At 69.0% G+C, this 12,977-nt stretch carries 12 protein-coding genes and 1 pseudogene; 5 read left to right on the top strand and 8 right to left on the bottom strand.

The features are described from left to right. Position 1 precedes the first annotated feature (1 nt). The 3 genes from K3G64_RS18445 to K3G64_RS18435 form a co-directional block, all read right to left on the bottom strand. Positions 2–829: a peptidase gene (locus K3G64_RS18445; protein ID WP_238886344.1), complete on the bottom strand. Its 828-nt coding sequence runs from the start codon at positions 827–829 to the stop codon at positions 2–4. Continuing rightward, complete coding sequence (gene ripC / locus K3G64_RS18440; RefSeq protein ID WP_238886342.1) at positions 798–1,841, bottom strand: peptidoglycan hydrolase RipC; 1,044 nt, start codon at positions 1,839–1,841, stop codon at positions 798–800. Before ripC ends, K3G64_RS18445 begins: the two co-directional genes overlap by 32 nt. A 240-nt stretch (positions 1,842–2,081) precedes the next feature. Then, positions 2,082–2,288 (bottom strand): hypothetical protein, encoded by a 207-nt coding sequence (locus K3G64_RS18435; protein ID WP_238886340.1) that lies wholly within the window; start codon positions 2,286–2,288, stop codon positions 2,082–2,084. On the opposite strand from K3G64_RS18435, the pseudogene K3G64_RS18430 reads away from it, so the two are divergent. Beyond that, positions 2,287–4,191, top strand: a pseudogene (locus K3G64_RS18430) (DEDD exonuclease domain-containing protein); the annotation flags it as partial. The gene K3G64_RS18435 and the pseudogene K3G64_RS18430 sit on opposite strands and share 2 nt — an antisense overlap. On the opposite strand, the gene trpD reads toward K3G64_RS18430, so the two are convergent. Further along, the gene (gene trpD / locus K3G64_RS18425) at positions 4,129–5,196 is read right to left on the bottom strand and encodes an anthranilate phosphoribosyltransferase (RefSeq protein ID WP_238886338.1); all 1,068 of its coding nucleotides are present in this window, start codon (positions 5,194–5,196) and stop codon (positions 4,129–4,131) included. The pseudogene K3G64_RS18430 and the gene trpD sit on opposite strands and share 63 nt — an antisense overlap. 68 nt (positions 5,197–5,264) lie before the next feature. Here trpD and ctaE point away from each other — a divergent pair, with 68 nt between their 5' ends. From ctaE to qcrB, 4 genes are read left to right on the top strand one after another with little or no spacing between them, the layout of a single operon-like run. Further along, positions 5,265–5,876: an aa3-type cytochrome oxidase subunit III gene (ctaE, locus tag K3G64_RS18420; RefSeq protein WP_238886337.1), complete on the top strand. Its 612-nt coding sequence runs from the start codon at positions 5,265–5,267 to the stop codon at positions 5,874–5,876. A gap of 11 nt (positions 5,877–5,887) precedes the next feature. Then, positions 5,888–6,694 (top strand): cytochrome bc1 complex diheme cytochrome c subunit, encoded by an 807-nt coding sequence (gene qcrC, locus K3G64_RS18415; protein WP_238886335.1) that lies wholly within the window; start codon positions 5,888–5,890, stop codon positions 6,692–6,694. Then, a complete protein-coding gene (qcrA, locus tag K3G64_RS18410; protein ID WP_370646986.1) occupies positions 6,691–7,947 on the top strand; it encodes a cytochrome bc1 complex Rieske iron-sulfur subunit in 1,257 nt (418 codons plus the stop codon). Before qcrC ends, qcrA begins: the two co-directional genes overlap by 4 nt. Next, positions 7,944–9,656, top strand: a complete 1,713-nt coding sequence (gene qcrB, locus K3G64_RS18405) for a cytochrome bc1 complex cytochrome b subunit (protein WP_238886333.1) — start codon at positions 7,944–7,946, stop codon at positions 9,654–9,656. The genes qcrA and qcrB overlap by 4 nt, the downstream gene beginning before the upstream one ends. Positions 9,657–9,677: 21 nt before the next feature. On the opposite strand, the gene K3G64_RS18400 is transcribed toward qcrB, so the two are convergent. The 4 genes from K3G64_RS18400 to ctaC all read right to left on the bottom strand — a co-directional run bounded on the left by K3G64_RS18400 (position 9,678) and on the right by ctaC (position 12,899). Continuing rightward, on the bottom strand, positions 9,678–10,379 hold the full coding sequence (locus tag K3G64_RS18400; RefSeq protein WP_238886332.1) for a DUF2561 family protein: 702 nt from the start codon (positions 10,377–10,379) through the stop codon (positions 9,678–9,680). Beyond that, complete coding sequence (locus tag K3G64_RS18395; RefSeq protein ID WP_238886331.1) at positions 10,379–11,236, bottom strand: MmpS family transport accessory protein; 858 nt, start codon at positions 11,234–11,236, stop codon at positions 10,379–10,381. Before K3G64_RS18395 ends, K3G64_RS18400 begins: the two co-directional genes overlap by 1 nt. 184 nt (positions 11,237–11,420) lie before the next feature. Further along, the gene (locus tag K3G64_RS18390; protein ID WP_238886330.1) at positions 11,421–11,840 is read right to left on the bottom strand and encodes a cytochrome c oxidase subunit 4; all 420 of its coding nucleotides are present in this window, start codon (positions 11,838–11,840) and stop codon (positions 11,421–11,423) included. A 12-nt stretch (positions 11,841–11,852) separates the two neighbouring features. After that, positions 11,853–12,899 carry an aa3-type cytochrome oxidase subunit II gene (gene ctaC / locus K3G64_RS18385; protein ID WP_238886329.1) on the bottom strand — a complete coding sequence of 349 codons (1,047 nt, stop codon included), beginning with the start codon at positions 12,897–12,899 and terminating at the stop codon, positions 11,853–11,855. Between the last annotated feature and the right edge of the window lie 78 nt (positions 12,900–12,977).

Raw genomic sequence — 12,977 nt, 5'->3', positions numbered from 1 at the left:
GTCAGCCAGACGCCCACTGCCGCCACTGCGCCAGCAGGGTTGCAGGCTCCGCCCCTAGGGTGTCGAGCGCCGCCGTCGACACGTCGGGATGCCCCTGGCCGCATGCCCGCACATAGAAGTCGCGCAGTGCCGCGGTGCCGTAGCGGTCGGCGACGAACCGGGCGAACCACCACGCCCGGTCATAGGCCAGGGAGCGGTCGGGGCCGGACATCTCGGCGTCGGTCGGCAGGGCGAGCAGGGCGGCGTCCGGGGGCGCTGCCGCCGGCCGGGCGACGAAGTCGGCGACACCCTCGGTGAGCCACCGCGGAGCGTCGGCGGCTGTCGCGGCCCGGGCCGCATAGTGGAACAGCTCGTGGCGCACCACGGTCCGCAGCGCGGCATCACTCATCCGGGTGGCGCCGGGCGCGAACACGATGCGCTCGGCGGTGGTGGTGGCCGCGGTGTGCAGGTCGCCGCCGCCCACCGCGGCGAATTGCTGGTCGGTCGCCGCGGCGACGATCGTCACCTGGCGTGGCCAGTGGGCGCCCCAGAAAGCGGTGACCGCCGCTGCGGCGGCGGGCAACTCCGCGACGACGCGGTCGAGCAGCGCCGTGGTGCGCAGACCACCCAGCCCGATCAGCCGCGCGGTGCGGCCGTCGCCCAGCGTGGTGGCCGTCGAGGCCGCGCTCGGCGTGGTCAGGGAGGCCGGTGTGGCGACCGTGGGACCCGGCGCGATGTCGGAGCGCCCGACGATCAGCAGCGCGCAGATCAACTCGGTGACGAGCAGCGCGGCCAGCCGGGTTCTGCTCCGACGGCGGTCAGTAACGGCGGACGTTGTAGATCGGCGCATTGTCGACCGGTGCAACCCGCACCGGCGTGCCGTACGTCGAGGCGTGCACCATCATGCCGTCGCCGATGTAGATCGCCGTGTGCGAGGCGTCGGAGTAGTAGTTCACCACGTCACCCGGCTGCATCTGGTCGGTCGAGACCGGCTGACCGCCGCTGGCCAACGCCTGGCTGGAGTGCGGCAGCGAGATGCCCGCCTGCTGGAACGCCCACTGGACCAGCCCGGAGCAGTCGAACGCGTTCGGGCCCGACCCGCCCCACGAGTACGGCGATCCGATCCGGCTCAGCGCGGCCTGGATGACGGTCGCCGAGTGGCCACCCGAGGGCGGCGCGACATCGCCCGGCGGGACGGCTCCGGGTAGGCCAGGGGCGCCCGGCGGCGCGGCCAGGATCGCGGGGTCGCCACCCGGTGGCACCGGCGCGGCGGCAGCCGGGGGCGCGGGCGGCAGCGCGGCCAGGGCTTCGCGCTGGTTCGGCGTCAACGCCTCGTACTGCGACTTGACGACGGCGATCTGGATCTGCAGTCGGCTCTGCTTGGACTGCAGGTCAGCGCGCACGGCGGCGGCCTGTTCGGCCGCGGTCTTGGCCTCGGCGGCCGACTTCGCCGACGCCTCCCTGGCCAACGCGGCCTGCCTGCCGATCTCGCGGAAACTCTTCATCTGTGCCGACATCTCGTCGGCCATCACCCGCTGCACCGACAACTGGTCGATGAGGCCCTGCGGCGACTTGGCGGTCAGCATCGCGTCCAACCCGTCGGTGCGACCACCCATGTACTGCGCGGCCGCGACCTTGTTCACGGCGACCTGGAAGGTCTCCAGCTGCGAATGGGCGGCGTCTGCGGCGGCGACGTCAGCCGCGTGTTTGGTCTCCGCAGTGCGTTGAATCGCCAGCTTGTTGTCCAGATCGAGCTGGGCGGAGTGCATCGCCTCGGTGGTCTGCTCGGCCTGGCGCGACAACTCGTTGAGTTTTGCCAGCGCATCATCGGCCGGGTCGGCCTGCACAATGCCAGTGAACATGCCCGCGAGAAGGGTGATACCGACAATCGCACCCACACCGGGTCGTCGGAGCCCGCGTTCGGTCAAGCGCGTAAAGCCGAGCCTCAAGATTTGCGTCCTCAAACTTCCGTGACGAAGCCGTGTCGACTGCTCTTAGGTCTCAGACAGGTTACGAAACGGCATCGGGCTTGTCCAACAGAAGACGCAAATTTAACAGCCGCACCGGAAACCGATATCAACGGCCACGTCAGGAGCGTGTCGTCACGCCACTCCGGAATCGCCAGGCCGGTGAATCGGAACCAGCCGCAACCGGGGCGCCAGCCCGACGTCGGCGAGCACCTCCAGTGCGCGACGTTCATCGTCGAGCAGCGTGTCCGGAACCCCGAGCAGGACGCTGACCACGCAGTCCTGACATCCGGCTCCCCGGACCGCGCAGTCGTCGCAGTCGATCTTCACCGTGCCCACCATGGCTCCTCTCGGTCGGTGCTGTCCGCACGGTATCGGGGCACACCGACATTCCAGCCGCCGCAGACACCCCGCGTGGCAACCCGCCGATGTCGGTGCCGTTTCCTACCGTCAGCGCATGGGCCAGCTCAGCTTCGCGGACGTCGATCCGCGAGCTGACCTGTCGCTGCGGGAGACGACGTTCGTCGTCGTGGACCTGGAGACCACCGGCGGGCGCGCCTCGGGCGAGCACCACGACGCCATCACCGAGATCGGCGCGGTCAAGGTGCGCGGCGGCACGGTGCTCGGCGAGCTGGCCACGCTGGTGGACCCCGGGCGCAGCATCCCCCCGCAGATCGTGGCGCTCACCGGGATCACCACGGCGATGGTCTGCGACGCGCCGCGGATCGAGTCGGTGCTGCCCGCCTTCCTCGAGTTCGCCCGGGGCGCGGTGCTGGTCGCCCACAACGCGGGCTTCGACGTGGGGTTCCTGCGCGCGGCCGCCGAACGCTGCGACATCGCCTGGCCCAAACCGCCGGTGCTGTGCACGGTGAAGTTGGCGCGCCGGGTGCTGTCGCGCGACGAGGCGCCCAGCGTGCGACTGTCGGCGCTCGCCCGGCTGTTCGGTGCGTCCACCACCCCGACGCACCGCGCCCTCGACGACGCCAGGGCGACGGTCGACGTGCTGCACGGGCTCATCGAACGCGTCGGCAACCAGGGCATCCACACCTACACCGACCTGCGCTCCTATCTGCCCGATGTGACCCCGGCCCAGCGGCGCAACCGGCAACTGGCCGCCGGGCTGCCGCACCGTCCCGGCGTCTATCTGTTCCGCGGCCCCGGCGCCGAGGTGCTCTACGTCGGCACCGCAGTCGACCTGCGCAGACGGGTCGGCCAGTACTTCAACGGCGCCGACTCGCGCACTCGCATCAAGGAGATGGCCTCGCTGGCCACCGCCGTCGACCACGTCGAATGCGCGCACGACCTGGAGGCGGGCGTGCGCGAACTGCGGCTGCTGGCCGCCCACGCGCCGCCGTACAACCGCCGCTCGAAGTTCCCGCAGCGGTGGTGGTGGGTGGCGCTGACCGACGAGGCGTTCCCGCGGTTCTCCGTGGTGCGCTCACCCAAACGCGACGCGGTGATCGGGCCGTTCCGGGCGCGCTCCGACGCGGTCGACACGGCCGCGCTGCTGGCGCGGTTCACCCGAGTCCGCACGTGCACCAATCGGCTGGGCCGCGGTGTGCGGCACGGCCCGTCGTGTCCGGAACGCGAGCTGTCGCCGTGCCCGGCGCCGCGCGACGTCACCGCCGCCGAGTACGTCGACATCGTCTCGCGCGCCACCGATCTCATCGCCGGCCGGGACGGCCGGGCGCTGACCGACGTGCTGAACCACATCGCCGGCCTTGCCGAGCGCGGCCGCTACGAGACCGCCGCGCGGCTGCGCGACCACGCCGCCACCGCGCTCGACGTGTTGTGGCGCGGGCAGCGGCTTAGGGCGCTGGCCGGAATCGCCGAGTTGGTCGCTGCCCGCCCGGACGGCGCGGGCGGTTGGCACCTGGCGGTCGTCCGGCACGGTCAGCTGGCCGCCGCGGGCAACGCCGCGCGCGGAGTGCCGCCGATGCCGGTGGTCGACGCCATATGCGCAGGCGCACAGGCGGTTCTGCCGTCCGAGGCGCCGCTGTACGGCGCGCTGGTCGAGGAGACGGCGCTCATCGCGCGCTGGTTGCAGCAGCCGGGCGTGCGCATCGTGCGCAGCACGGACGGCTACTGCTCACCGGTCCACGCGGCGGGCAGGTGGGCGGCGTGGGCGGAGTCGGCGCGCTCGGCCCGGCTGGCCGCCGAGCAGCTCGAAAGAACAGGCCTATCAAGCTTTCTGGGTGAACCGCACCCAACGCGCGAGGAGCTGTTCGGCCGCCCCCGAGTCGATGGCCTCGGCCGCCTTGGCCAGCCCCTGCTCCCAGGCCGGCACCCATTTGGCGTCGCTGGCTAGCCCCGCGTGCGCCACCATCGCGCCCGCGGCGTTGAGGATCACCGCATCGCGCACCGCGCCCGTCGCGCCGCCGAGCACCGCGCGCACCTCGGCGGCGTTGGACTCGGCGTCGCCGCCCACCAGTTCCGAGAGTTCGGCGCGCTTGAACCCGAAGGCGGCCGGATCGAATGTCAGCCGCTCGACGGTGCCGGACTGCACCCGCCAGATGGTGCTCGTGGTGGTCGTGGTCAGTTCGTCGAGACCGTCGTCGCCGTGCACCACCAGCACGCTGGACCGGCGGGTGGCGAATACGCCGGCCATCACCTCGGCCAGGTCGGCCCACGCACACCCGATCAGGCCCGCCCGCGGCGACGCCGGATTCGTCAGGGGCCCAAGGAGATTGAACACCGTCGGCACGCCGATCTCACGGCGCACCACACCGGCGTGCCGATAGGACGGATGGAACTGCGGCGCAAAGGCGAAGCCGATCCCGACCTCGGCGACGCTGCGGGCGACGGCGTCGGAACCGAGGTCGATGCGCACCCCGAGCGCCTCGAGGGTGTCGGCCCCGCCTGACAGCGACGATGCCGCCCGATTGCCGTGCTTGATCACCGGCACGCCTGCCGCGGCCACCACGATGGCGGCCATCGTGGACAGGTTCACGGTGTTCGACCCGTCGCCGCCGGTGCCCACGACGTCGACGGTGTCGGTGCCGATCTGATCGGTCGGCACCCGTCGCGCGTGCTTGAGCATGATGTCGGCCAGCTCGGTCACCTCCGCCGACGTCGGTCGCTTCATCTTCATCGCGACGCCGAACGCCGCGATCTGGGCGGGGGTCGCCGACCCGGTCATGATCTGGTCCATCGCCCAGGCCGCCTGGCCCGTCGCGAGGGACCGTCCGACGGTGAGTCGGCCCAGCACCCGGGGCCAGGCGAACGGATCAGCATTTTCGGTCGAATCCACCACGTGATTATTACGAAACTGCCGACCCGGGTGGAGATCGACAACTACAAAGCGTCATACTTGCCTCTGTGACGAGCGCTGTAGGGACCTCGGGAACCGCAATCACGTCGCGAGTACATTCGCTGAACCGGCCCAACATGGTCAGCGTTGGCACGATCGTGTGGCTGTCCAGCGAGTTGATGTTCTTTGCCGGGCTGTTCGCGATGTATTTCGTCGCGCGTTCGCAGGCGGGCGGCGAATGGCCGCCGCCGCCGACCGAACTGAACCTGGCGCTGGCCGTGCCGGTGACCGTGGTGCTGATCGCCTCGTCGTTCACCTGTCAGATGGGCGTGTTCGCCGCCGAGCGCGGCGACGTGTTCGGCCTGCGCCGCTGGTATGTCGTCACGTTCCTGATGGGCGCGTTCTTCGTCGGTGGTCAGATGTACGAGTACTACCACCTGGTGCACGAGGGCACGACGTTGTCGAGCAGCGCCTACGGGTCGGTGTTCTACCTTGCCACCGGCTTTCACGCCCTGCACGTGACCGGCGGCCTCATCGCCTTCCTCTATCTGCTGGCCCGGACACGGATGAGCAAGTTCACCCCGGCGCAGGCCACCGCCGCGATCGTCGTCTCGTACTACTGGCACTTCGTGGACATCGTGTGGATCGCGCTGTTCGCCGTCATCTATTTCGTCCGTTGAGAAAGGGTCCGATGACCGACAAGTCCCGCCGCCGGCTCCGCAGGCGCCTGTCCGCGGCAGTGCTGCTGCTGGTCGGACTCGGTGTCGCCGGTGTCCTCGCGACCACGTTCACGCCGACGCCCCAGGTGGCGGTCGCCGACCAGTCCCAGTCGGCGCTGCTGCGCACGGGCCAGCAACTGTTCGAGACGTCGTGCGTGTCCTGTCACGGCATCAATCTGCAGGGCGTCGCCGACCGCGGACCCAGCCTCATCGGCGTCGGCGAGGCAGCGGTGTTCTTCCAGGTGTCCACGGGACGCATGCCGGCCGAACGCAACGAGGCCCAGGCCCCGCAGAAGCCGCCGGAGTTCTCCCCCGAACAGGTCGATGCCCTCGGCGCCTATGTCCAGGCCAACGGCGGCGGGCCGGTGGTCCCCCGCGACGAGAACGGTCAAGTGGCCGAAGCATCGCTGATCGGCGACGACGTCGCCCGCGGTGGCGACCTGTTCCGGCTCAACTGCGCGTCGTGCCACAACTTCACCGGCAAGGGCGGTGCGCTGTCTTCGGGTAAGTACGCCCCCGACCTCGGTGAGGCCACGCCCGCGGAGATCTACACGGCGATGCTGACCGGTCCGCAGAACATGCCGAAGTTCTCCGACCGGCAGCTGAGCCCGGATGAGAAGCGAGACATCGTCGCCTACGTGCGTGAATCGGCGGAGACGCCGAGCTACGGCGGCTACGGTCTCGGTGGATTCGGCCCCACTTCCGAGGGCATGGCGGCCTGGATCATCGGCATGGTGGCAGTCATCGCGGCGGCCCTGTGGATCGGAGCGCGAGCATGACCGAGCGACACGGAGACGGATCGTCCGTGAACCCGGACAACCCCGACGGCGCTGACGTCGCGCCCAAGGGCACCGACGCTCCCGGCCACGCGGGCGTGCCGGGTCAGCCCACCGACGCCGAACTGGCGAAGATGTCCCGCGAGGAACTGGTCGAACTCGGCGGCAGGCTCGACGGCGTCGAAATCGTCTACAAGGAAGACCGCTGGCCGGTCGCGGGCACCAAGGCCGAGAAGCGCGCCGGGCGCACGGTCTCGTACTGGCTTCTGCTTGGCGGCTTCGCGGGCCTGGCACTGCTGCTGGTGTTCATCTTCTGGCCCTGGGAGTACAAGCCGTACGGCTCCGAGGGCGAGTTCATCTACAGCCTGGCCACCCCCCTGTACGGGCTGACCTTCGGCCTGTCGATCCTGGCCATCGGCATCGGCGCGGTGCTGTACCAGAAGAAGTTCATCCCCGAGGAGATCTCCATTCAGGAGCGCCACGACGGCCGCTCCCCCGAGATCCAACGCAAGACCGCCGTCGCGAACCTGACCGACGCGCTCGAGGGTTCGACGATCAAGCGCCGCAAGCTCGTCGGCCTGTCGCTGGGCATCGGCCTCGGCGCCTTCGGCCTCGGCACGCTGGTGGCCTTCGCCGGTGGCCTGATCAAGAACCCGTGGAAGCCCGTCGTCACGACCGCCGACGGCAAGAAGGCCGTGCTGTGGACGACGGGATGGACGCCCCGCTACGAGGGCGATACCATCTTTCTGGCGCGGGCCACCGGTCGGCCCGGTGAGTCGCCATTCGTCAAGATGCGGCCCGAGGACATCGACGCCGGCGGCATGGAGACCGTGTTCCCGTGGCGGGAGTCCGACGGCGACGGCACCACCGTCGAGTCGAGCCACCACCTCGCCGAGATCGCGATGGGGGTGCGCAATCCGGTCATGCTGATCCGTATCAAAGCCCAGGACGCGGCGAAGGTGGTCAAGCGCAAGGGCCAGGAGAGCTTCAACTTCGGCGATCTGTACGCCTACACGAAGGTCTGCTCGCACCTCGGTTGTCCGGCATCGCTCTACGAGCAGCAGACCTACCGCATCCTCTGTCCGTGCCACCAGTCGCAGTTCGACGCACTGCATTTCGCCAAACCCATATTCGGCCCGGCTGCGCGCGCGTTGGCGCAGTTGCCCATCACCATTGACCAGGACGGGTATCTGGTCGCCAACGGCGACTTCGTCGAGCCCGTGGGTCCGGCATTCTGGGAACGGAAGACAACATGAGTCCGACACTGCCAAAGCCCCCGAGCGCAGCCAAGATCGCCGCCGCCCAAGGCGAAGCGATCGACTCGCGATATCACCCGTCGGCGGCGGTGCGGCGACAACTGAACAAGGTGTTCCCGACCCACTGGTCCTTCCTGCTGGGCGAGATCGCGTTGTACAGCTTCATCGTCCTGCTCATCACGGGCGTGTACCTGACGCTGTTCTTCGACCCGTCGATGGCCGAGGTCACCTACGACGGCGTCTACCAACCGCTGCGCGGCGTGCAGATGTCGAAGGCCTACCAGACGACGTTGGACATCAGCTTCGAGGTCCGCGGCGGACTGTTCGTGCGCCAGGTACACCACTGGGCGGCACTGCTGTTCGCCGCGGCGATCATGGTGCACCTCGCACGCATCTTCTTCACCGGGGCGTTCCGCCGCCCGCGCGAGGCGAACTGGGTGATCGGCTCACTGCTGTTGATCCTGGCGATGTTCGAGGGCTACTTCGGCTACTCGCTGCCCGACGACCTGCTGTCCGGCATCGGCCTGCGCGCCGCGATGAGCTCGATCACGCTGGGCATGCCGGTCATCGGCACCTGGTTGCACTGGGCGCTGTTCGGCGGTGATTTCCCTTGCGGCGGCGTCGGTTACACCTGCACGGAAGTCGGCATCTGGATTCCCCGAATGTACGCCCTGCACATCTTGTTGATACCAGGGATCATCCTCGCGCTCATCGGCGTTCACCTGGCACTGGTGTGGTTCCAGAAGCACACCCAGTTCCCCGGCCCCGGCCGCACCGAGAAGAACGTGGTGGGCGTGCGCGTCATGCCGGTGTTCGCCGTCAAGTCGGGGGCGTTCTTCGCGATGACCGTCGGCGTCCTGGGCCTGATGGGAGGTCTGCTGCAGATCAACCCGATCTGGAACCTGGGCCCGTACCGGCCCTCTCAGGTGTCGGCGGGCAGCCAGCCGGACTTTTACATGATGTGGACCGAGGGTGCGGCTCGCATCTTCCCGCCGTGGGAGATCTACCTCGGCAACTACACCATCCCCGCTCCCGTCTGGGTGGCGCTGTTCATGGGCCTGGTGTTCATCCTGTTGATCGCCTGGCCGTTCATCGAACGGAAGCTATCCGGTGACGACGCACACCACAATCTGCTGCAGCGGCCCCGCGACGCCCCGGTGCGCACCGCCTTCGGCGCGGCGGCCATCGGCCTGTACATGGTGCTGACGCTGAGCGCGATGAACGACATCATCGCGCTGAAGTTCTTCATCTCGCTGAACGCGACCACGTGGATCGGCCGCATCGGCATGGTCGTGGTGCCCACCATCGTGTACTACATCGCCTACCGGTGGGCTGTCGGCCTGCAGCGCAGCGACCGCGAGGTTCTCGAGCACGGCATCGAGACGGGCATCATCAAGCGCCTGCCGCACGGCGCCTACATCGAACTGCATCAGCCGCTGGGCCCGGTCGACGAGCACGGCCACCCACTGCCGCTGCCGTACCAGGGCGCTGCCCTGCCGAAGCGGATGAACAAGCTCGGCTCTGCCGGAGCGCCGGGTAGCGGCAGCTTCCTGTCCGCCGACCCGATCGAAGAGCATGCGGCGATCACCGAGGCGGAGCACGCCGGCGAGCGTAAGGCGCTCACCGCGCTGGCCGAGCATCAGGCCCGCAACGGTTCGAACGGTCACGGCAACGGGTCGTCGAACGGGCACGGCAACGGTCAGCACTGACCACCCGCCGGAGCTGAAGAGCTACGCGGCCGGCTGATCCAGCTGGGCGCGTAGCTCTTTCAGGTAGAACCACGGAACGGCGGGCATCGCCAGCGTCACCAACGCGGCCAGCGCGTAGCACACCCACGCGACCACGGTGCTGTCGACGGCCATCAAATAGGTGCCCACGCCGATGGCGACCATGGCGATGCCGATCGCACACGCGATCGCCAGTGCACAGCGCAACGACACCTGGTCCGCGGCCGCTGACGTGGGTTCGGGATCCTCCGGGGTGCGCAGGGCGCGCGGCGCGGCATACGAGGCGCCCTGGCCGCTTCTGGCCGCCGGCACCCCGATTTTCTCGGTCGTCGCCGGTTCGGCTGCCGGGTCCTGGGTTCGACCTGATGCCGGGCGGGCCGCCGGTTGCGTGCCGGACGGGCCCGCCTCGGCGGCCATTGCCTCGCGCCGCGCCCTCAGCAGCAGCGGCACTGCACCGGCGATGACCACGGCCGAGATGCCGATCACGGCATAGAGCAGCCAGGGTGTCCCGGCCTCGCCGGACGGCTCCGTGCGGCCTTGCCCGAGGTCCACCAGCGCGACGGTGGCGGCGACACCCGCGCCGAGTGCGATCAGCCAGATCGCCGCGCAGGAGCCGAGCAGGATGCGGTCGGTGCGGTCCAGTCCGTTGTGGTCCAGCATGGGGGTCAGCCGGGCGCGACCTGAGGCGTCGGTGTCGTAGGCCATCAGCAGCTGGTCTGCGCGGCGTTGTTGGTATTCGACGACAGCACCGTCCCGTCGCTGGTGGTGATCGAGCAGTTGAGCCTGCTGACCAGGAACAGGCTCGACGCCTGGACCGAGCCCACCTCGGACTGCGAGATCGGCGTCACGGTCAGCGACCAGGGAATGTAGACGTTGCGCTGAGTGCGGCTGCGTCCTGACGCGTCGATGTAGGTCACGGTGATGATGTCTCCAGGTGCCTTGGTTCCGGTCACCGAGTAGGTGACCTGGCGCGGGCCCGCCCGTGTCGTCGTGGTAGGTGCCGGCGGCGGGGGCGGTGGGGTGCTTTCGGGGGCCGGCGGCGGCGGTGGCTCGATGGGCGCCGGCGGCGGAGGCGGCGGTGGCGGCTCCTGAGTGACCGTGACGGTCTCCGGCGGCGGAGGCGGCGGTTCCTCGGTCGGCGGCGGTGGTGGCGGCGGCGGCGTCGTCGTGGTGATCTCGTCCTGCACCGGCGGCTTGACGGTGGTGGTGGAGGTCTGCGGGGTGGCCAGATTGGAGGTGTCGGTGCGGGTCACGAGCACCGACACCGACGCCACCAGCGCGACGGCGGCGACGATGGCCACCACTCCGACCACCCAGGGCCACCGGGGCGGGTCCGGCTGTTCGACGACCTCGGTCGGTTCGTAGCTGTCGTAGTCGTAGAGCGACGAGTCGGCGGGCACGTACGGGCCGCTCATGAACTGCTCGGACTCCGGAGCCGAATACGCCTGAGAGAACGTCTCCGACTCGCTGGCGCCGGGCCCGGCCTGCTCGCCGGCGCCTGCACCCGGCTCCTGCTCTGGAAGATCCGCCCCGTCGTCACCCGGGGGATTCGGCCCGCTCATCTACGCCTATCCTTCTCGACTACTCAACCGGCGCGACACGCCCCAACAAGCGGCTGACCGTGCCCCGGCAACACTACCCAACGCCACAAAGACGATGAATCGCAGCGCGGGGCGCGGGCGAAGTGGTGGCCCGATTGTGACCTTTCCCGCCCGGGCGACGCCCACGAAGCGGGAGCGGCGTCGGTCAGTGCTTCTCGGGGCCGGTGTAGTACTCGAACACCAGGCCGCCCACCGTCGTGAGCACGAAGGCGATGCCCGCCACGATCAGCCACGGCAGCCACAGCGCGACGCCGACGGCGGTGATCGAGGCCGACAGCGCAATGAACACCGGCCACCAGCTGTGCGGGCTGAAGAAGCCCAGCTCACCGGCCCCGTCGCTGATCTCGGCGTCCTCGTAGTCCTCGGGCCTGGTGTCGAGACGGCGGGCGACGAACCGGAAGAAGGTGCCGGTGATGAGCGTCAGGCCGGCCGTCATGACCAGTGCTGTGGTGCCTGCCCACTCGACGCCACCCTCGCCGAACGTCGCGGTCAACCCGCCGTAGACCACGGAGGACAGCACGAAGAACGCCGTCAGGAACTCGAACAGTCTGGCTTCGATATGCATGTGTGGTGGTCCCTACTCGCTCGCCTGGGCCAGCTGAGGCGCCAGCTCGCCGCGACGGGTGTCGAACGGCTCGGTGGTCACGGCCCTCGGCGGCTGGTTGATGGCCAGCAGGGCCTCGGCGTTGGTCCGGCCCTCCCTGCGCAGCTGCATGTAGGCCTTGAAGTCGTTGGGCTGCACCACCCGCAACTCGAAGTTCATCATCGAGTGGAAAGTGCCGCACAGCTCCGCACACCGGCCGACGAACGCGCCGGTCTGGTTGATCTCGCTGATCTGGAAGGTGTAGTCGGAGTTGTTGGCCTCCGGGTTGGGATACACGTCGCGCTTGAACAGGAACTCCGGCACCCAGAACGCATGGGCCACGTCGGCGGAGGCCAGGTGGAACTCGATGCGCTTGCCGGACGGCACCACCAGCACCGGAATCTCGTTGGAGGTGCCCAGCGTCTCGATCTTGGTGAAGTTCAGGTAGCTGCGGTCCTCGGGGTTCATGCCCGCGATCGCGCCGTACTCGCCACCGTGGGGCCCCTCGGCGCCCTCGGGTCCGGACGCGACGGCTTCCTGACGTCCCGGGTCCACACCGTCGTAGGTGAAGGTGCCGTCGGCGTAGTTCACGCCCAGGTAGCCGAACTTCCAGTTCCACTGGAACGCCGTGACGTCGACGACGACCTCGGGGTTGGGGTCCTCCTCGAGCATCCGTTCCTGCACCACCACGGTGAAGTAGAACAGCACCGAGATGATCAGGAACGGGATGACCGTCAGCGTGAGCTCCAACGGCATGTTGTAGCCGAACTGACGCGGCAGTTCCGTGTCGGTCTTCTTCCTGCGGTGGAACGCCGAGGTCCAGAAGATCAGGCCGTAGACGATGGCGCCGACCACCAGTGCTGCGATCAGCGACCCGATCCACAGTTCACGGTTGAGGTGCGCTTCCGGAGTGATGCCGTTCGGCCAGCCCAGGCCCAGCACCTCCGACCAGCTACAACCGCTGAGCAGCAGCGCCGTACCACCCAGGACGATTGACAGTGCCGCCTTGCGCGCCACCGCGTTGCGCCCGCGAGGTGTCACGTGGAAGCCTCCTAGAAATCGGTGTCGCGCGACCGCGCCACGTCCGTGCTTCGAAGCGAATACTACGCAGCGTAGACC

Source organism: Mycobacterium sp. IDR2000157661 (assembly GCF_022317005.1).
In the GTDB taxonomy this organism is placed as follows: domain Bacteria; phylum Actinomycetota; class Actinomycetes; order Mycobacteriales; family Mycobacteriaceae; genus Mycobacterium.
This window is presented reverse-complemented; position numbering and strand designations above follow the sequence as displayed.

Excerpts from the sequence above, each read along its gene's own strand:
- ripC (WP_238886342.1), bottom strand. The coding sequence starts at position 1,841 with ATGTTCACTGGCATTGTGCAGGCCGACCCGGCCGATGATGCGCTGGCA.
- K3G64_RS18390 (WP_238886330.1), bottom strand. The coding sequence starts at position 11,840 with ATGCATATCGAAGCCAGACTGTTCGAGTTCCTGACGGCGTTCTTCGTG.
- K3G64_RS18400 (WP_238886332.1), bottom strand. The coding sequence starts at position 10,379 with ATGGCCTACGACACCGACGCCTCAGGTCGCGCCCGGCTGACCCCCATG.
- qcrB (WP_238886333.1), top strand. The coding sequence starts at position 7,944 with ATGAGTCCGACACTGCCAAAGCCCCCGAGCGCAGCCAAGATCGCCGCC.
- K3G64_RS18445 (WP_238886344.1), bottom strand. The coding sequence starts at position 829 with ATGCGCCGATCTACAACGTCCGCCGTTACTGACCGCCGTCGGAGCAGA.
- K3G64_RS18435 (WP_238886340.1), bottom strand. The coding sequence starts at position 2,288 with ATGGTGGGCACGGTGAAGATCGACTGCGACGACTGCGCGGTCCGGGGA.
- K3G64_RS18395 (WP_238886331.1), bottom strand. The coding sequence starts at position 11,236 with ATGAGCGGGCCGAATCCCCCGGGTGACGACGGGGCGGATCTTCCAGAG.
- qcrA (WP_370646986.1), top strand. The coding sequence starts at position 6,691 with ATGACCGAGCGACACGGAGACGGATCGTCCGTGAACCCGGACAACCCC.
- qcrC (WP_238886335.1), top strand. The coding sequence starts at position 5,888 with ATGACCGACAAGTCCCGCCGCCGGCTCCGCAGGCGCCTGTCCGCGGCA.